Annotated in this window: 18 protein-coding genes and 1 pseudogene; 10 read left to right on the forward strand and 9 right to left on the reverse strand. The window is 36.2% G+C overall.

Features of this window, described 5'->3' with window-relative positions; translation table 11 throughout:
- The first annotated feature begins 161 nt into the window (after nt 1-161).
- From PQ474_RS00230 to PQ474_RS00245, 4 genes are read left to right on the forward strand one after another with little or no spacing between them, the layout of a single operon-like run.
- The gene (locus PQ474_RS00230; RefSeq protein ID WP_273839470.1) at nt 162-1,154 is read left to right on the forward strand and encodes a sulfonate ABC transporter substrate-binding protein; all 993 of its coding nucleotides are present in this window, start codon (nt 162-164) and stop codon (nt 1,152-1,154) included.
- Nucleotides 1,155-1,170: 16 nt separating this feature from the next.
- Nucleotides 1,171-2,283, forward strand: coding sequence for an FMNH2-dependent alkanesulfonate monooxygenase (ssuD, locus tag PQ474_RS00235; RefSeq protein WP_273839472.1), 1,113 nt, complete (start codon nt 1,171-1,173; stop codon nt 2,281-2,283).
- A gap of 17 nt (nt 2,284-2,300) precedes the next feature.
- Nucleotides 2,301-3,065, forward strand: coding sequence for an ABC transporter permease subunit (locus PQ474_RS00240; protein ID WP_273839474.1), 765 nt, complete (start codon nt 2,301-2,303; stop codon nt 3,063-3,065).
- Between the two features lie 20 nt (nt 3,066-3,085).
- Nucleotides 3,086-3,844 carry an ATP-binding cassette domain-containing protein gene (locus PQ474_RS00245; RefSeq protein ID WP_273839476.1) on the forward strand — a complete coding sequence of 253 codons (759 nt, stop codon included), beginning with the start codon at nt 3,086-3,088 and terminating at the stop codon, nt 3,842-3,844.
- Nucleotides 3,845-3,959: 115 nt separating this feature from the next.
- Here PQ474_RS00245 and PQ474_RS00250 read toward each other — a convergent pair.
- Nucleotides 3,960-5,296 (reverse strand): IS3 family transposase gene (locus PQ474_RS00250; RefSeq protein WP_273839478.1). Its coding sequence is split into 2 segments (ribosomal slippage): nt 3,960-4,912 and nt 4,912-5,296, totalling 1,338 coding nucleotides; the frame shifts between segments, so codons are not numbered across the junction.
- Between the two features lie 287 nt (nt 5,297-5,583).
- On the opposite strand from PQ474_RS00250, the gene PQ474_RS00255 reads away from it, so the two are divergent.
- Nucleotides 5,584-5,985 (forward strand): hypothetical protein, encoded by a 402-nt coding sequence (locus PQ474_RS00255; RefSeq protein WP_273839480.1) that lies wholly within the window; start codon nt 5,584-5,586, stop codon nt 5,983-5,985.
- A 200-nt stretch (nt 5,986-6,185) separates the two neighbouring features.
- Here PQ474_RS00255 and PQ474_RS00260 read toward each other — a convergent pair whose 3' ends face one another.
- From PQ474_RS00260 to PQ474_RS00280, 5 genes are all read right to left on the reverse strand, one after another.
- Nucleotides 6,186-6,371, reverse strand: a complete 186-nt coding sequence (locus PQ474_RS00260; protein ID WP_273839481.1) for a YezD family protein — start codon at nt 6,369-6,371, stop codon at nt 6,186-6,188.
- 67 nt (nt 6,372-6,438) lie between these two features.
- Nucleotides 6,439-7,512, reverse strand: a complete 1,074-nt coding sequence (locus tag PQ474_RS00265; protein WP_273839484.1) for a sulfate/molybdate ABC transporter ATP-binding protein — start codon at nt 7,510-7,512, stop codon at nt 6,439-6,441.
- Nucleotides 7,509-8,414, reverse strand: coding sequence for a sulfate ABC transporter permease subunit CysW (gene cysW, locus PQ474_RS00270; RefSeq protein ID WP_273839486.1), 906 nt, complete (start codon nt 8,412-8,414; stop codon nt 7,509-7,511). Before cysW ends, PQ474_RS00265 begins: the two co-directional genes overlap by 4 nt.
- Before the next feature lie 11 nt (nt 8,415-8,425).
- Nucleotides 8,426-9,274 (reverse strand): sulfate ABC transporter permease subunit CysT, encoded by an 849-nt coding sequence (gene cysT / locus PQ474_RS00275; protein WP_273839488.1) that lies wholly within the window; start codon nt 9,272-9,274, stop codon nt 8,426-8,428.
- Nucleotides 9,275-9,340: 66 nt separating this feature from the next.
- A complete protein-coding gene (locus PQ474_RS00280) occupies nt 9,341-10,420 on the reverse strand; it encodes a sulfate ABC transporter substrate-binding protein (RefSeq protein WP_273839490.1) in 1,080 nt (359 codons plus the stop codon).
- Nucleotides 10,421-10,877: 457 nt separating this feature from the next.
- Between PQ474_RS00280 and PQ474_RS00285 the strand changes: the two genes are divergently transcribed.
- The 3 genes from PQ474_RS00285 to PQ474_RS00300 all read left to right on the forward strand — a co-directional run bounded on the left by PQ474_RS00285 (nt 10,878) and on the right by PQ474_RS00300 (nt 13,581).
- A complete protein-coding gene (locus PQ474_RS00285) occupies nt 10,878-11,198 on the forward strand; it encodes a hypothetical protein (protein ID WP_273839492.1) in 321 nt (106 codons plus the stop codon).
- A gap of 290 nt (nt 11,199-11,488) precedes the next feature.
- Nucleotides 11,489-11,650, forward strand: a complete 162-nt coding sequence (locus PQ474_RS00295; RefSeq protein ID WP_273839495.1) for a Fur-regulated basic protein FbpA — start codon at nt 11,489-11,491, stop codon at nt 11,648-11,650.
- Between the two features lie 155 nt (nt 11,651-11,805).
- On the forward strand, nt 11,806-13,581 hold the full coding sequence (locus PQ474_RS00300) for an SLC13 family permease (RefSeq protein ID WP_273839497.1): 1,776 nt from the start codon (nt 11,806-11,808) through the stop codon (nt 13,579-13,581).
- A gap of 113 nt (nt 13,582-13,694) precedes the next feature.
- Here the strand turns inward: PQ474_RS00300 and PQ474_RS00305 are convergent, their stop codons facing one another.
- From PQ474_RS00305 to PQ474_RS00315, 3 genes and pseudogenes are all read right to left on the reverse strand, one after another.
- Nucleotides 13,695-13,880 (reverse strand): hypothetical protein, encoded by a 186-nt coding sequence (locus tag PQ474_RS00305; protein WP_273839498.1) that lies wholly within the window; start codon nt 13,878-13,880, stop codon nt 13,695-13,697.
- A gap of 120 nt (nt 13,881-14,000) precedes the next feature.
- A pseudogene (locus PQ474_RS00310) lies at nt 14,001-15,506 on the reverse strand (potassium/proton antiporter).
- 15 nt (nt 15,507-15,521) lie between these two features.
- Nucleotides 15,522-16,079, reverse strand: coding sequence for a tyrosine-type recombinase/integrase (locus tag PQ474_RS00315; protein ID WP_273839499.1), 558 nt, complete (start codon nt 16,077-16,079; stop codon nt 15,522-15,524).
- A 258-nt stretch (nt 16,080-16,337) separates the two neighbouring features.
- Between PQ474_RS00315 and PQ474_RS00320 the strand changes: the two genes are divergently transcribed.
- Complete coding sequence (locus tag PQ474_RS00320) at nt 16,338-16,787, forward strand: MarR family winged helix-turn-helix transcriptional regulator (RefSeq protein WP_273839501.1); 450 nt, start codon at nt 16,338-16,340, stop codon at nt 16,785-16,787.
- A gap of 246 nt (nt 16,788-17,033) precedes the next feature.
- On the forward strand, nt 17,034-18,239 hold the full coding sequence (locus PQ474_RS00325; protein WP_273839503.1) for a nitrate/nitrite transporter: 1,206 nt from the start codon (nt 17,034-17,036) through the stop codon (nt 18,237-18,239).
- The last annotated feature ends 48 nt before the right edge of the window (nt 18,240-18,287 follow it).

Consider the following 18,287-nt stretch of genomic DNA (forward strand, 5'->3'; position numbering starts at 1 on the left):
GTAACTTTTTTTGTATATATCATAGTATATTGATATGAATTATAGGTTATAGAAGTTAGTTAGAAAAATACACATTGCTGATCGGATAACCGAAGGCACTTTTCCTTGTATGTGGAGAAGTGTCTTTTTTAGATTAAAACATTAAACTGGAGGTTTTTATAATGAATCTATTTAGAAAAATAATATTCCTTGTTTTCATTTCAAATGTTGCATTAATAACAGGGTGTGCCGCACAAAAAGAGACAGGGAGTTCAGGGTCTAATATCGAAGCACGAGCAGACCATTCAAATATAGAAACGGTCCATATAGGATATCAAAAATTTGGCACACTAAACATTCTAAAAGCTGAAGGGAATTTAGATGAAAGGTTAAAAGATCAAGGAATTGCAATAGAATGGATTGAATTTCCAGCGGGACCACAACTACTAGAAGCATTAAATGTTGGAAGTATTGATTTTGGACATACAGGAGAAGCTCCTCCTATTTTTGCTCAAGCTGCAGGAGCACCGATTGTTTATATCGCAAATGGTCCGGCCTCTCCTAAAGGAGAAGCAATTCTCGTTCAAAAAAATTCACCGATTAAGTCAATAGAAGATTTGAAAGGAAAGAAAGTGGTTTTGAATAGGGGTTCGAATGTACATTATCTTTTAGTGAAAGCAATTCAAGATGCTGGATTGCAACTAGACGACATTGAAGTTACTTACCTTCCACCTGGTGATGCTAGAATAGCTTTTGATCGTGGAGATGTAGATGCGTGGGTAATTTGGGATCCGTTTTTTGCATCAGCAGAGGTTGAGTTAGAAGCAAGAATCCTTCGTGATGGCGAAGGCTTAGTTGCAAATAGAGAATTTTTATTAGCCGAAAGAACGTTTGCTGAAGTAAATGATGAAATTATTTCCATTATATTGGAGGAGCTTGACTCGGTTGACCAATGGGTTTCTGAAAATATTGGTGAAGCTGCAGCATTTTTATCTCCAGAAGTAAGCATAGAAGCACCAATCCTGGAAAAAGTTCTAGAAAGAAGAGAATTTGGAATAAGCCGTGTGACAGAAGAAGTATTACTTGATCAACAATCAATTGGTGATACATTTTACAACTTGGATTTAATTCCAAGTGAAATAAATATTTATGATGCAGTGATTGAAAACAAATAAGAGAAGAGGGATGTAAATGAAAATTTTATGGTTTATTCCAACTCATGGAGATGGGCGATATTTAGGTTCGACAAAAGGAGGCAGACCAGTTACTTTTTCCTATCTAAAACAAATTGCACAAGCTGTTGATCATTTAGGATATTACGGTGCTCTTTTACCAACAGGAGTCAGTTGTGAAGATTCATGGGTGACAGCTTCATCTCTTATTTCTGTTACTGAACGAATGAAATTCTTAGTTGCAGTTCGACCTGGTCTCATCTCCCCATCTGTAGCAGCAAGGATGGCCGCTACATTAGACCGTCTATCGAACGGCCGACTCTTAATTAATGTTGTTACCGGTGGAGATCCGGTTGAATTAGCTGGAGATGGACTTCATTTACCGCATGATCAACGCTATAAACTAACAGATGAGTTTCTACATGTTTGGAGAGAGATTATGAGTGGCAAGATAAGTGACTTTAAAGGAGAACATTTTCAGTTTGTAGGAAGTGAAATTGCTTTTCCACCCATTCAAAAACCGTACCCTCCACTTTATATAGGAGGTTCATCAGATGCGGCAATCAATGTAACAGCACAGCATATTGATGTGTTTTTAACATGGGGAGAACCGCCTGCACAAGTTGCTGAGAAAATTGAAAAAGTAAAACAGGTTGCAAAGAAAACCGGAAGAACGGTTCGATTTGGAATAAGATTGCATGTTATTGTCAGGGAAACTGAGGAAGAAGCTTGGCTGGCAGCTGATAGACTAATTAGTGAGTTGACAGAGGGAGATATAGAGGCTGCTCAGAAAGTATTCTCTAGATTTGACTCTGTCGGCCAAAAGCGAATGACTGCTCTGAATAAGGGGAATAGGAATGGATTGGAAATTAGTCCTAATTTATGGGCTGGAGTAGGTCTTGTTCGCGGGGGAGCTGGAACGGCATTAGTTGGCAGTGCTGATGTCGTGGCAAAACGGATGAGAGAATATGAAAAGTTAGGAATTGATACTTTCATTTTATCTGGTTATCCACATTTAGAAGAAGCGTATCAGGTAGCTGAATTATTATTTCCGAAGCTTGACATTAAACAAGAAAATCAACAAAACGATAAGCAGTGGTTAAGTCCATTTGGGGGAATTGCTGCAAGGTAGAAAGGTTGAAGATTTGAATGAACACTATTTTTTCTAAGCTGGCTCCTTGGGCCCTTCCTATTTCATTGTTAGTGTGTTGGCAAATTTTTTCTGTGATTGGGGTGATCTCAAATAGATTCTTACCGGCACCGTCAGATATCGGCTTAGCGACTATTAAACTGTTATCTAATGGTGAGCTTTTTGAACATATATTTGTTAGTTCCCAGAGGGCATTACTAGGGCTATTAATTGGAGGTGCAATCGGGTTTGTTTTTGGAGTAGTAAATGGTATTTCAAAAATATCAGAGACCCTTTTTGACTCAACGATTCAAATGATACGAAACATTCCACATTTATCTCTCATTCCTTTAGTCATTTTATGGTTTGGGATTGGAGAAGAAGGGAAAATCTTTCTAATCGCCTTAGGTGTGTTATTTCCTATTTATTTAAACACATTTCACGGGATTCGATCAGTTGATCCAGAATTAATTGAAATGGGAAAGAGTTATGGGCTTAAAAATGGGCAATTGTTTTTGCAAATAATTTTGCCTGGTGCATTGTCTTCTATTTTAGTTGGATTGAGGTTTGGTCTCGGAATTATGTGGGTAACACTGATCGTGGCAGAAACCATTTCTGCTAGTGCTGGTATTGGTTATTTAGCAATGGATGCTAGAGAATTTATGCAACTTGACATTGTCGTTTTAAGTATCATTTTATATGCCGCGCTTGGAAAGCTATCAGATTGGATGGCAAAAGTATTAGAATATAGATTTTTAAAGTGGAATCCTAATTATCAAAAATAAATAGGGGAGATGAATGAAGAATGAAGCAGCCCTATGTACAAATGCAACATGTTAGTAAATCTTTTGGTGAAAAACATGTACTGAAGAATATACAATTAGATATTCAAAAAGGTGAATTTATTTCAATTGTCGGTAAAAGTGGTTGTGGAAAAAGTACAATTTTGCGCTTAGTTGCTGGGTTAGAGAAACCTAAAGAAGGCAACATTATGATTAATAAAATGAAAGTAAAAGGCATTCCTGAAGATGTTAGGATTATGTTTCAAAATGGTCGTCTTCTTCCGTGGAAAACCGTACTACAAAATGTAGGGTTAGGTTTAGGAGGGGATTGGCAGGAACTTGCCTTAAAAGCTCTTCAAAATGTTTATCTTGAAGATCGAAAGGATGAATGGCCTTCCGTCTTATCAGGAGGTCAACAGCAACGCGTTTCATTAGCTAGAGCCCTAGTCCATTCTCCATCCTTGTTATTATTAGATGAACCTTTAGGAGCTTTAGATGCACTGACTAGATTAGAAATGCAAAGGCTAATTGAACAATTATGGCTGCGAAAATCATTTACTGCTATCCTTGTGACTCATGATATCGAAGAGGCTGTTGCATTATCAGATCGTATCATCCTCATAGAAGACGGGAAAATTCATCTAGATTATAAAGTGAATTTACCAAGGCCTCGTAGCCGAACAAATACTGCTTTCACAAAAATACTAGATACCATTTTAAATAGAGTGTTAGAACATAACCAGCTAGATAATCAAGTAGGTAATAAGCAAGTAACTAGTTAAACGTTAATTTAATATTTGAGTGACGCATTGTTATGTCATTTCTTTGTCGACTAGTTCCCTAGAGACTCTGGCTTTAGTAATGTGTACCCTTTGTAAAGGACACTTTAAAAAAAGACTATGCTACATTGAGAAGATGATTCCTATACTGAATAGGTGTCATCTTCTTTAAATTCCATTGGTATCTAAAATTATTGTAATAAGTCATAATACTCTTAACTTCACGTTTTAGTTCAGCCAATGTTTCACAAGGTTTAATATATGCTTCATCTTTAAAGTGCCCGAAAAATGATTCCTGTGGTGCGTTATCCCAACAGTTTCCTCGTCTGGACATGGATTGACCTAAACCATATTTCTTAACCATCCTTTGAAAGAGTGGGTTTGTATAATGGAATCCTTGATCGGAGTGTATGAAGGCCCCCTCTGGAAACTTCACTTTTTTATTATTTTTTAGCTTTAATAAAGTGTCTGTTGCGATATCTAAAGTAATGCGATCAGAAACGTTATACGCTAATATTTCATTTGTTGAACCATCTTTTATCGTTGATAAATATGCTTTCTTACCATTACCATAGAATAAGTAAGTAATATCTGTGAGTAATACTTTTCCAGGTGCATTTTGTTTGAATTGGCGGTTGAGTAAGTTAGGTAAAACAGTATGTTTCTTTGTTGCTTTTGCCATCCTTCGGTATGGATTAGCTTTTCTAATTGCGCAAAAAACATTGTATTTCTTCATGAGTCGTCGTATACGTTTTAAGTTGTAGTTAAGGTTGAACTGACCCATTAAAGTCATTTTAATTTGACGAGCACCCTTTTTACGATTTTTAAAGTTAAATGCCTTTAATATATTCTTTTTAAGGAGTTTATCTTGTTTCTCCCATGCCTTTCTCCGTTCTTTTGATTTTATCGAGTAATAATTATAATAACCAGAACGTGAAACTCCACAAATATCACATAGAAAACTGACCATTTTTCGAAGCTTGTACTTTTCAATAATAGAACGAATTAAAATAAACTTCATTTCGACAGCACCTACTACTCGTTTCAGCCCAGCCCCCTTTCGATCATTTCTAACTTTTTTAATAACTCATTCTCAGCTTTTAACAATTGAACTTGAGCTTCTAATCTGCGATTTTTGTCTTGTAGCGTAAGTTCTCTCTGAAGCGGCCTTCCAGTTGTGTTTGAGCGTGAGTCACTAAGTCCCAATACTCCAGACTTTTTATAGGCAGTTCGCCATCTATTAGCCGTTTTTTTAATTCTGTCTGAACCTATAGCTTCAATATTAAAACCGTTCTCCTCAAAAATTAGACGTGGAAGTTTTCCTTTTTCACTCTCTGATATAAATAATCTCCTAAACTCATCTGTATAGGTAATTGCTTTATCACTTACAGTCTTTACATTAGGATTTACAAATAGGTCGTGCATTTCTTTTTCTGTAAAATAATTTTTAGTCATTAAAATTCCCCAATTCCGTTTTTCTCTCTAGATGAATTAAGTATATAAAAAAGAACCCTATAAAGTAGTCCTTTTTTCAAAGTGTCTACTCTATAGGGTACACATTATAACGCCGGAGTCTTTTTTATCGAGAAGGTATTCTAAAATTTAGCTTTAAAAAGTAAGGGATGGTGGTATGTATGAAACATGCTAGTAAATTATTTTGGCTGTCTTTAATTCTATTGTTAATACTAATTAGTTCCCTTATAGAGGCTATTTGAAAAAGATAATGAAGAGGAGGAGTTCATTTGAAAAGAAGAATAGCCATAATTCATTTCCCTTTGAAACATTCTAGGTGTACTATAGCAGCAAGCCATGTGCAAAGAGTTTTTCATACCAATGGCTTTATGGTTCAACACATAAACCTTCATCAACAGCTAAACATTGATAGAATAGTTGATATACTTCAAAAAACTGAAGTTATTATTCTAGTAATACCACCATTAAAAATTTCTTATACAAAGATTAAGTACCTGCTAGAACAATTTCCTTCTAATTTTTTTGAGCAGAAAACAGTTGTTCAAATGGTGGTTGGAGGCACTCAAGCACATTTAAGTGTGATGGAGTGTTGCTTAACGCCAATTGTTGCCAGATTAGGTTCTACGAGTAAAAAAATAAATGTACTAGAACAAAAAAGAAACAAATATTAAAAGATAGTTGGATAGAGAGTGAAATAGAAAAGCAGTTATTAAAGCTAATACCGGTGTTAAAGTAATTTACTCAACGATTCAATAGGTGCCTTTGGTGACCCCGTTGAAAATCACTCTAGCAATTGATACTTATTACTAATAAAAAGTAAACATGGAAACAAGGGGATAGTCACAGACTATTCCCCTTGTTCTTAAAGATGTTATTGACGTTTAAATTTCCCTTGATTTGTTACAATATTTTTCTTTTGGGTACCGAAACGTTTTTTCTCCGTAATATCAATTTGAGTAATCTGAGAATCGTGTACCGTTATAACGATTGTTCCGTATTCTAAATCTTTTAAAGCATGAACAATTTCAGTTACTTTAGCTTCAAAATTTTGATCCACTTCAAATTCCTCCTTTTAAGTATTTATAATCTTCATCGTCAGTATTTAATTTTCTTATTATAAAGGCCTATATAGCAAAGTCTTCCGGTAGAAACACTTTTACATTAGTAGGAGTTGCATAAGCTAGATCTCCAACTTTTAAATTTAATTGCCCGAATGTTTCCTTACTAATTTCAGCTTCAATAAAATCATTATCATTTTGCTTTTTTAGTTCGAGATTGACGATAGGACCTACCATGTGAATGTGGTTAACAATGACAGGAATAGCATCTGTACTTGTACGCTCGTGTTCAATATTGATATTGTGCGGACGATAATATCCTACGGCTTCAGAAAGATTCCTGTCTTTAAATTCAGGTGTCTCAATTTCTATATTGCCTAATTTTGCTATACCGTCTTGGATTCTACCTTTAAACAAATTAACATTCCCTAAGAAGTTATAAACAAAAGGTGTCTCTGGGTTTTCGTAAACCTCTTCAGGTGTCCCGATTTGTTCTATTTTCCCATCATTCATTATGACAACCCGATCAGCAACATCTAGTGCTTCCTCCTGATCATGTGTAACAAAGACACTTGTTATATGAAATTCATCATGTAATCTTCTAAGCCAACGCCTTAAATCTTTTCTTACTTTTGCATCTAATGCACCAAATGGTTCATCTAATAGAAGTACTTTAGGTTCGACAGCAAGTGCTCGGGCTAGTGCAATACGTTGTCTTTGTCCACCAGATAACTGTGCAGGATAACGATTTGCAAGACCTTCCATTTTGACAAGATTTAGTAATTCATTAACTTTCTCTTTGATTTGCTCTTTAGATGGACGGGTTTTTCTTGGACGTACTTTTAAACCAAAGGCGATATTCTCAAAAACCGTGAGATGTTTAAAAAGGGCGTAATGTTGAAAAACAAATCCTACTTGTCGTTCTTTCGGATCAGAATTCGTGATATCCTCTTTACCAAAAAGAATCGATCCCTGATTAGCCACCTCTAGTCCAGCAATAATACGCAGAAGAGAAGTTTTGCCAGATCCAGATGGTCCGAGAAGTGCGACTAGCTCACCAGTTGGAATATCCAAATTAATATTGTTTAACGCTGTAAAGGAACCGAAAGATTTAGTGACTTTTTGAATTTGAATACTCATAAGGAAGCTCCTCCGTTTATATTTGAACCATTTGCTTCTTTGGCTGATTTCCATTCAATGATATTTTTTAAGACTAAGGTGATGAGTGCTAATATCGACATAAGGGAAGCAACCGCAAATGAAGCTGCAAATTGATATTCGTTATATAAAATTTCAACATGTAAAGGCATCGTGTTTGTTAGACCACGTATGTGTCCCGATACAACAGAAACTGCTCCAAATTCCCCAATTGTACGGGCGTTACAAAGAATAAGGCCATAAAATAGTCCCCATTTTATATTAGGAAGGGTGATTCTAAAGAAAGTCTTCCAACCACTTGCACCTAGAGTGAGTGCAGCTTCTTCTTCAGCTGTGCCTTGTGCTTGCATAAGTGGAATCAGTTCACGAGCAACAAAGGGTAGGGTAACAAAAATAGATGCAAGAACAATTCCTGGAACAGCAAAAATAATTTTAATATTATGTTCAAGTAGCCATGGACCAAACAAGCCATGAGCACTGAAAAGTAGAACGAAAATTAATCCTGCAATAACAGGAGATACGGCAAATGGTAGATCAATTAAGGTTAGTAAAATGTTTTTTCCTTTAAATTCAAATTTGGCAATGGCCCAAGAAGCAGCAATACCAAATAGTAAGTTAAGAGGGACAACAATAGCGACGACCAGTAACGTTAATCTTATAGCCGACAACGCATCTGGTTCTGTAACAGAAGCTACATAAACGGCTACACCTTGTTCAAACGCTTTGACAAAAATGGTTACCAAAGGTAAGACAAGAACAAATAATAAAAACAATAAAGCGGTCGTTATTAAAGACCAGCGAACAAGTCTAGATTCTGTAGTTGCTTGTCTTGAGGTCGATACATTTACGCCTTTTTCAGTCTGGAGAGGGACATTTCCAGCCATAACATTACCTCCTAATCTCTGATATGGCGTTTATTTGCCCACCATTGTAATAAATTAATAACTAATAAAAGTAGAAAAGAAACGATGAGCATGACTGCCGCAATGGCAGTAGCCCCGGCGTAATCATATTGTTCAAGTTTTGTCATGATTAACAGTGGGGTGATCTCCGTACTCATCGGCATGTTTCCTGATATAAAGACAACCGAACCATATTCTCCAAGTGCGCGTGCAAAGGCCAGTGCAAATCCGGTCATTAAAGCAGGGATGATTTCCGGTAATATCACTTTCATAAAGGTCTGCAAACGATTAGCTCCAAGACTAGCGGCAGCTTCTTCCACTTCTTTTTCGAGATTCTGTAAGACAGGTTGAACCATTCTTACAACAAAGGGTAGACCTATAAACGTTAAAGCAACTACAATCCCTAAAGGTGTAAAAGCAACTTTTATTCCAAGAATAGTAAGGTATTGACCTACCCAGCCGTTCGTTGCATATAGGCTCGTTAAAGCAATCCCTGCAACTGCGGTTGGTAAGGCAAAAGGTAAATCGACTAGTCCATCAATAAATCGTTTGCCGGGAAATTCATAGCGCACAAGTACCCATGCAATGAGTAACCCAAAAACGGCATTAATTAATCCGGCTGCTAACGCTGCGCCAAAGCTCAGTTTATAGGACGCCATCACACGTGGCTCTGTAACGGTGTGCCAGAAATCGCCCCAGTCCATTGCCATTGTATTAATAAAAATCATTGATAAAGGCAGCAAAATAATAAACCCGAGATACATCATCGTAAATCCTAAAGAGATGCCGAAACCAGGTAGGATGCTATGCTGCTTCCATTTAATAGTTAAAGTTTTCTCCATCGTGTTTCCTCCTGAAATGGTGGGAAATAAGGGGGGACTCAACTTACCTGAGTTCCCCACTAGAAATTAAGGTTGATAGATTTGATCGAAGATTCCGCCATCTTTAAAATGTTTTTCTTGTGCAGTTTTCCAACCACCAAATACATCATCAATCGTAAATAGATTAATGTCAGGAAAGAAATCAGCATAATCACTAAGAACTTCTATACTCCGAGGTCTGTAATAGTGTTCTGCAGCCAGTTTTTGACCTGTTTCTGTGTATAAAAATTCAAGGTAGGCTTCAGCCACATCTCTAGTTCCTTTTCTATCAACAATTTCGTCTACTACTGTTACTGGTGGTTCAGCTAAAATACTGATTGATGGGACAACAATTTCGAACTCATCCTCTCCTAACTCGTGAAGGGCTAAGAAAGCCTCGTTTTCCCATGAAAGAAATACATCACCAATTCCTCGTTCCACAAATGTTGTAGTTGATCCGCGCGCTCCAGAATCTAAAACTGGTACATTTTTATATAATTTTGTTACGAACTCTGTCGCTTTTTCCTCGTCTTGACCATATTCTTCAAGAGCGTATCCCCATGCAGCTAGGTAATTCCATCTTGCTCCACCAGATGTTTTTGGGTTAGGGGTTATGACAGAAACACCTTCTTTTACTAAGTCATCCCAATCCTGTATATTATGTGGATTACCTTTTCTAACTAGAAATACAATGGTGGAAGTGTATGGTGCAGAGTTATGATCCAATCTTTCTTGCCAATTCTCAGGAATAAGAGTTCTAGTTTCATTTAACATATCGACATCGTAAGCTAACGCGAGAGTAACCACATCTGCTTCTAATCCGTCAATGACGGATCTTGCTTGTTTCCCAGATCCTCCATGTGATTGTTGGATGGTTACGGTTTGACCACTTTCTTGTTTCCAATAGTCTGCAAATTCTTTGTTAAATTCCTGATAAAATTCGCGTGTTGGATCATATGACACATTTAATAATTCAACACTGTCAGGAGTGGCTTTTTGAGCTGTCTCAGTAGAATCTGTTGGGTCTGTTGATGTGTTTTCTCCGCCGCAAGCAGTAAGCATAAGTGTAGCTAAAACTAGTGTACCAATCCATTTCTTTTGTTTACCGTTTGTCTTGATTTTTCTCATTATTGGTCATCTCCCTATTTTTAAATAATTGATTAATAGTTTTAGAAAAGGAAGTTTTTTATTTGAAAAAGCCCTTTTCTTAAATCAGAAAAATGGACCTCCGGTTGACCGGTCGGTAAGTATACAATCACAAATAATAGTGACCACCTCCGTTAAAATTGACAATTATTACTGGTTTTCATTATATTATGCATATTAATCCTATATGTCAACTAGGTTTTATGTGTTAAGTGTGATTTTGGTTGCATTTAACTATTTTTATGCAAGGAGTGATGAAGGGATAATAGTAACTTAAATAAAAAACCAACTTGACTTATTGGAATTATGGGATTAATATGTGTTTAATTAGATGAATTCTAATAATGCCCACTAGTTCACTAGAGGCTCACATCCAAAGGTTTATCCTTTGTGTGTGAGTCTTTTTTGTTTCATTTTCTACTAAGAGGAGTGAGATGTAGTGTTAGATATTAATCCATGTATAGCCTTATCTATTAAACATTCAAAGAAAGATTTAGCAAAGAACAAATACTTAAACCTTCCTGATCTTATGTTTATGGAATTATGTAAAACTAATTATGGAGTAAACAGAGGAGTCTATAATACGATTGATCATTGGTTTTATGAAGAGGGGATTAATGTTGTAACGATTCGCAGACTATTTATTCTCTCGTTTCTTGATACTGTTATAGTAAAAGTAGAAGGAACTAAGTCATCAATTAAATTTGGTCATGGTGGATTAAGCAAAAAATTAAATGAATTTATGAAAAATCATATTTAAATGGAGGGTGAGAAATAGAAAACATTGTTATTGTTGAGGGTGACCAGTTAATGAAGGTTTTAATGAAATTACTCATATCAATGGGAGAAAGACAAACATGGTAAAAGCAAACATTCCCCAAAAACAAACGTGATTCTGATTTTAACAGATTATATCAATCACAATGTGTCAAATCAGATTAAAAGAAAAGCTCCTAAGAATCTCATACCAATTGTTTATGCAAAACGTACTTGGAGTTCGATCTTAAAAGTGCTCGGTTCTAAATAACTTTTTTCGCTGGAGATGATTGCATGGGTGAATTAAAAAAACATGTTGAAGATAGGAAAAATAAATTAATTGAAAAGCTTATTTGTTCTGGCATATATAAAGAGAATGAAAAGCATTTATTTGAGTTGACTTTGACTGATGTTGAGAAGATATATTCTTCTGTAAAGAATCGACCAAAGAAATAACGGAATTTCTCGATCTTTTATACTAACTGAGACGTAATAAATATTTCTTATCTTAACGATCAGAAATTCAAATAATTCTAGACATTTTACTGGGTTCTCAAATATAATAAAACAAATAAGATTACTCGGTATTATGTTTAGGGGTGTAAAGAACAATGACTTTTGAAATTGGATTCGTACTATTAGTTGTAATTGGGATGCTCGTTTGCTTAATAAAAGAGATCGCAAGACCTGACTTTATTGTCTTTTGTGCATTGGCAGTTTTATTGTTGACCGGGGTATTATCACCATCTGATGCATTAAGAGGTTTTTCTAATGAAGGAATGTTGACAGTAGCTCTTCTGTTTATTGTTGCTGGTGCGGTAAAACAAAGCGGATTTTTAACTCCGATTGTAACCAAATCTTTAGGGTCTGGAAAAAATCAAAGAAGATCACTTCTTCAAATGATGGTTCCGTTGTCGACGTTATCTGCTTTTTTAAATAACACACCGATTGTTGTCATGTTTACCCCTGTAGTTCGGAAATGGTGTAAAGAAAGGGAAATATCGCCTTCAAAATTTTTAATACCTTTATCTTACGCGACCATTTTTGGTGGCACACTAACTCTAATAGGTACTTCCACGAATTTAGTGATACATGGGTTTATGCTGGAGAATGGGATGGATGGGTTCTCAATGTTTCAGCTTGCTATCGTTAGTCTTCCGGCAGGCCTTCTAGGGATTTTATATATGGTGACAATTGGGTATAAGCTTCTACCGACTAGGAAAACGTCAGAAGAATCTTTTGATGAAAGCTCACGTGAGTATTTATCAGAAGCCTATGTGGAATCAAATTCTCCATTAATAGGAAAAACAATTGAAGAAGCTGGATTAAGAAGTTTACAAGGGCTTTATTTAATAGAGCTAATAAGAAGCGGTGATAGGACGGCTCCAGTGGCCTCATTTTTAAAATTAAAAGAAAATGACCGTCTAATTTTTACAGGGGTATTATCTACGATCGTAGAGCTGCAAAACATAAAAGGATTACGCGTTGAAACGGGGACAAAGTTAAAACTAGAGAGTCTACAAAACGGAAGTGCATCATTAGTCGAAGCAGTCGTTTCTCATCAATCCTCATTAATTCAACAAACGGTAAAAGAAAGTCGCTTTAGAAGTAAATACGATGCTGGAATTGTTGCGGTACATCGTAATGATGAAAGAATAAATAGTAAAGTTGGGGATATCAAGTTAAAAGCTGGAGATACGTTACTTCTTTTAGCGAATAAAGACTTTGCAAACAGATGGTCTAATTCAAGAGATTTCTATTTGATGTCTCAAATTGAAGATCCTGAAATTGTGAATCCGAAAAAATCAATTATTGCGATTATAACATTGATCATTATGATTCTTCTTGCAACGTTTAATATTTTACCAATGTTTAAGGCCGCAGTACTAGCAGTCATTACCCTTTTTGTGACAAAGACCATTTCATTTGAAGGGGCTAGAAAGCATATCCAATTTGATGTATTGCTATTAATTGCTTGTGCGATCGGGATAGGTATAGCATTGGAACAAACTGGTGCCGCTGCGTTAGTGGCTAATTATTTTGTTCTGATGACAAAAGGTGCAGGCGTGGTTGGAGCGATTATTGTTGTTTATTTCTTAACTACATTATTTACGGAAATCATAACGAATAACGCTGCAGCTGTTCTAATGTTTCCGATTTCCCTTGCGATTGCTAACCAATTGTCAGTAGATCCGATGGCTTTCTTCGTGACCATTGCCATTGCCGCTTCTGCTAGTTTTGCTACACCAATTGGCTACCAAGCAAATTTAATCGTATATGGTCCTGGAGGTTACAGATTCTCTGACTATCTGAAAATAGGAATACCGCTTAATATACTCTATCTAGTTGTAACTGTAGTAATTGTTTATTTTGTATGGATTTTTTAGACGCTCATAAAAAACAAAAATGCCAACGTAAAATTTAATGATCTTTTAGTCGCCGATTTCCCAATCATATTTCCTATTCAGAGGCGTTAATGACTTCTAAATTTGAAGCTTAGTTATTCTTGATCAATGGGGGATAAAATATGGTCTTTGTAAGTATCTATATTAATATTTCCATTCACAGCAAGCACAGCATAATAAATCTCATTGATCCTGAAATTTCTTTTTTGTAATTCATTTTGTAGCCAAGAAAGTTGAAGATCGTTTTCTTCTGAATTTTCCTTAACGATGTCGCCATCCATTATAAGTTCAATTGGAAGGCGGTGTTCCGTGGGGACGGTAAATGTAAATCTTGTTTCGTCACTTGTCGAGAATGGTCCCTAAGGTAGATAAGCCCATACACAGACGGTATGGGCTTATTTTTATTTTGCTATATCTTTTATTAGACAATTCTTATCATTCTTTTGATCAAGCATTTGCTTTAGTTCCTTTTTACTTTGTTTCGATACAAGGATATAGAGGATGTCACCAGATTGAATTCTCGTTTCTCCATAAGGTGTAATTAAATTTCCATCTTTAATAATGGCGTTAACAAGAACATCTTTTGGAAACGTGATTTCAGCAAGGGATAGATTGATTAGCACGTTCTCCTCATTGATTTCGACCTCAATGACTTCTGCATTGGCTTTTCCAATGGAAACTAGCTCTAATGTATGGATCGGAGTTTCTTTTTTAGAACCGGTTAATTTTAGCTTTTCTGCAATATAAGTGATCGTTGAACCTTGTATGAGCGCAGATGTTAACACAACGAAGAAAACGACGTTAAAGAATAATTGGCTGTTAGTAAGCCCCGAGATCATCGGAAATGTTGCTAACACAATTGGTACTGCGCCTCTTAAACCAGCCCATGAAAGAAAGATTTTTTCTTTTAGGTCAAACTTCAAGCCAATCGTAGATAGGAACACAGCAATCGGTCTGGCAATTAAGATTAAGATAAAGGAAAGAATGAGGCCTTTTACCATTATATCTAGTTGAAACAACTGACCAGGAAATACAAGCAATCCAAGAATAACAAACATCAAGATTTGCATCATCCAGGCAACCCCTTCGTTAAACCGAAAGATTGAATGACGATAAGTTAAATCGGCATTTCCTAATACAAGTGCTGCTACGTATACAGCTAAAAGTCCGCTAGCGCCGATTAACGCAGTCACACTATAAGTTAATAATGCAAAAGCCAAAGCAAAAACAGGGTATAATCCACTTGAATCTAGGTTAATTCGATTAATAGCAAAAGTAGCTACTTTTCCAAGTGCAAACCCGATCAATAGTCCCATTCCCATTTGCTAAAAAAACGATCCAAAAAGGAGAAGATAATTAGGCTGATCTGTCATTAATAATTGAATAAACGTAATCGTTAAGAAGACGGCCATTGGATCATTGGTGCCGGATTCTGCCTCTAAAGTGGAACCTAGCCGTTCACGAAGGTTAACTCCTTTTAAGACAGCAAAGACAGCGGCAGCATCTGTTGAACCAACAATAGCCCCAAATAAAAAGGCCTCCAACCAAGTGACATCTAAGATGAATTTAGCCGCAGCTGCGACAACAGAAGAGGTAATCAATACACCAATTGTAGCAAGGGATAACGATGGTCCCATAACAGGTTTTACGGTGGACCACTTTGTTTGCAATCCTCCCTCAAATAAAATAATTACTAGAGCTACAATCCCAATTAATTGAGCGTATTTAGCATTATCAAAGTAAATAAAACCTATCCCATCACTACCAGCTAACATTCCTACGAGGATAAATAAAACAAGAGCAGGAACGCCAAGGCGTGTGGGAAATTTCGCTGTTACCACGCCTGCAATGAGGAGGAGGGCAGCCAATAAGATAAAGTAATCCGTATTTAATATTCCGTTTAGCATATGGCAATCCTCTCCTTATAAATTTACGTCGATATGAGGAGGCTCAATTTTCTCATCATTTATTCCAATATAGCGTAGAGTAGCCCCACGTGTTTCATGATTAAAGCGACGTTGCAAAAGGGAAATAGCTACACCTTGTTTGTAGCCATGATAGCCAAAGGTCTTTCGTAATGTATGAGTGCCGATTTTATCAGAAATACCTGCTTCTATTGCGGCCTGATTAATAATTCGATAAGCTTGTTGCCTGGTGATCGGGGCTTTTTTATTTGAAGATTGAAACAAGTAGTCGTCTTGTTTAAACTTACCCTGTCTTATATAACTTAGAATAGCTTGTTTCACTTTATGATTTAGATGTATGTTTTCCTTTTGGGATTTGTTGATAATGATTAGGTAATCACGGGGAACATTCTCGTTTATAACATCACTATATTGCAGTTCTAACATTTGACTAATCCGTAAACCAGTATTAATCCCAAGCACAAATAACAGAAAATCGCGTTTTGAACGCTTTCGTAAGTAGCGTTTCATCAAACGTATTTTCTCAACTTGGCGAATAGGCTCTACAAATTCCATTGATCACTCCTCCTATCGAGGTTACATAAGGTAATTATATCATAGAATTATGTAACTTAACGGATTTTGTGTAAGATTCAATTAATTAAAATCATTACAGTTAACGATAAATGAAGCTGGGTGTTTTTTCTATGAGGAAAATTCATATGTTTAAGGGTATAGACAAAAAATGGAATAGTATTATTTAAGTTTTATTTATCCTGTGTTATAATTACCTGGGTAAAAAACTATTAATTTAGATCATTATCATTATGAGAGGTGATTCATATAGTTGAGGATCTTAAATTATTTCACACACTGCACCAGCTTTCACGTCTATTAACAAAATATGCAAATAAAGCACTACAGCCATTAGATTTGTATAGTGCACAGTGGGCTGTGATATATGCATTAAAAAACAAAGGCACGTTAACTCAAACGGAATTGTGTGAGTATTTAGCGGTTGAAGCACCTCCATTAACGAGAAACATTCAAAGGCTCGTAAAAAAAGGCTATGTTAGACAAGTTACAGGCCATGATAAAAGAATGAAAATAGTTGAATTGACAGCAAAGGCTCATCAGGAGTATCCAAAATGGGAACATGCCATTTTAGAAACGAAAAAAATGGTTGTTAGTCATTTTCCTAAAAGTTCAGAAGAACAACTTGATAAACTTTTGAGTGAATGGTTAGGTACTATTACTTCAACAAAACACGTTGAATCTGATTAAATGAAAAGCGTACGTCAAGGCACTTATACCTATACCTATACATATATGAATAGCAGATTCAAGACTTCCCTTACTTTTTTTTGGAGAAGTCTTTTTTTTATAAACATCAGGCGTATCTTATGAATTGAAGATTAATGATATTTTGGTCCATCAAAAACTATGTAAGTAAAACTAACAAGAAAGAGGTATTTGATATATTTCTTTGTAATAATGAACTCAACAAATACATATGAGGTGGTTGAGGTAATGAAATTATCTGAATTGAAAAAAAGTGGGCATGCACCGTCGTTGTTTTCATCATTTTTATATTTTGACATTAGTTTTATGATTTGGGTATTACTTGGCGCATTAGGTGTCTATTTAACCGCAGACTTTGGATTATCACCTTCTCAAGTTGGTTTAATCGTGGCGATTCCAATATTAGCCGGTTCGGTATTTAGAATCGTAATGGGGATATTAACGGATCGATTTGGCCCAAAGAAGACAGCGATTGGCGGAATGCTTGTGACGATGATTCCGCTATTATGGGGTTGGTTATTCGGATTTACTATAGCTGAATTATATTTGATCGGTATTTTACTAGGGGTAGCTGGAGCAAGTTTCTCAGCGGCGCTTCCGATGGCAAGTCGTTGGTACCCTCCACATTTGCAAGGATTAGCAATGGGAATTGCGGGTGCGGGAAATAGTGGAACTTTACTTGCCACTTTATTTGGTCCAAGGATTGCTGAGTATATTGGTTGGAACGGTGTTTTTGGGGTAGCGTTAATTCCATTAGCTTTTGTGCTGTTTTCTTATATCTTTTTAGCAAAAGAACCTCCAAATCAACCCGCACCGAAACCAATCAAAGAATATTTCTCTGTTTTTAAAGAACGAGATACATGGTACTTCTGTATTCTTTACAGTGTTACTTTTGGTGGATTTGTAGGGTTGGCAAGCTTTTTAAGTTACTTCTTTTCTTCGCAGTATGGAGTTTCAGGAGTAAGAGCCGGAGACTTTGTTACGTTAGTTGTGGCGGCAGGAAGTTTCTTGCGACCAGTAGGGGGATTGATTGCTGATAAGATTGGAGGAGTCAGGCTTTTACAATTTTTATTTATCGGAGTATCGATTTGTATGTTTGCGGTAAGTTTACTTCCACCATTAGCCATGGTTACTGTCGCTTTATTTGTGGGAATGGGTTGTCTTGGTATGGGAAATGGAGCAATCTTTCAATTGGTCCCACAACGTTTCCAAAAAGAAATCGGAATGGTAACAGGTGTAGTTGGAGCAGCTGGTGGTATTGGTGGATTTTTCTTGCCGAATGTTTTAGGAACATTAAAGGATATGACTGGAACTTACGCAACAGGATTCATCACTTTTTCATTAGTCGCTCTAGTCGCTCTTGGTACTCTAATTTTTGCACAAGTGGGATGGAGGAAACAGTGGAAGCTATCAGGTAAGTCAGTGCGAATTTAAGATGCATATATAAAATCTCTCTGCTAGCATGAGAGGTTTTTTGTTTTT

The sequence above is a fragment of the Halalkalibacter alkalisediminis genome (assembly GCF_028610705.1).
GTDB classification, from domain to species: Bacteria; Bacillota; Bacilli; order Bacillales; family Bacillaceae_D; genus Halalkalibacter; species Halalkalibacter alkalisediminis.

Coding starts and splice junctions, on each gene's coding strand:
- PQ474_RS00265 (WP_273839484.1), bottom strand. CDS start 7,512: ATGAGTATTCAAATTCAAAAAGTCACTAAATCTTTCGGTTCCTTTACA.
- PQ474_RS00305 (WP_273839498.1), bottom strand. CDS start 13,880: ATGGATGGCGACATCGTTAAGGAAAATTCAGAAGAAAACGATCTTCAA.
- PQ474_RS00295 (WP_273839495.1), top strand. CDS start 11,489: ATGGGTGAATTAAAAAAACATGTTGAAGATAGGAAAAATAAATTAATT.
- PQ474_RS00315 (WP_273839499.1), bottom strand. CDS start 16,079: ATGGAATTTGTAGAGCCTATTCGCCAAGTTGAGAAAATACGTTTGATG.
- PQ474_RS00245 (WP_273839476.1), top strand. CDS start 3,086: ATGAAGCAGCCCTATGTACAAATGCAACATGTTAGTAAATCTTTTGGT.
- PQ474_RS00325 (WP_273839503.1), top strand. CDS start 17,034: ATGAAATTATCTGAATTGAAAAAAAGTGGGCATGCACCGTCGTTGTTT.
- PQ474_RS00280 (WP_273839490.1), bottom strand. CDS start 10,420: ATGAGAAAAATCAAGACAAACGGTAAACAAAAGAAATGGATTGGTACA.
- PQ474_RS00240 (WP_273839474.1), top strand. CDS start 2,301: ATGAACACTATTTTTTCTAAGCTGGCTCCTTGGGCCCTTCCTATTTCA.
- PQ474_RS00230 (WP_273839470.1), top strand. CDS start 162: ATGAATCTATTTAGAAAAATAATATTCCTTGTTTTCATTTCAAATGTT.
- ssuD (WP_273839472.1), top strand. CDS start 1,171: ATGAAAATTTTATGGTTTATTCCAACTCATGGAGATGGGCGATATTTA.
- cysT (WP_273839488.1), bottom strand. CDS start 9,274: ATGGAGAAAACTTTAACTATTAAATGGAAGCAGCATAGCATCCTACCT.
- PQ474_RS00300 (WP_273839497.1), top strand. CDS start 11,806: ATGACTTTTGAAATTGGATTCGTACTATTAGTTGTAATTGGGATGCTC.
- cysW (WP_273839486.1), bottom strand. CDS start 8,414: ATGGCTGGAAATGTCCCTCTCCAGACTGAAAAAGGCGTAAATGTATCG.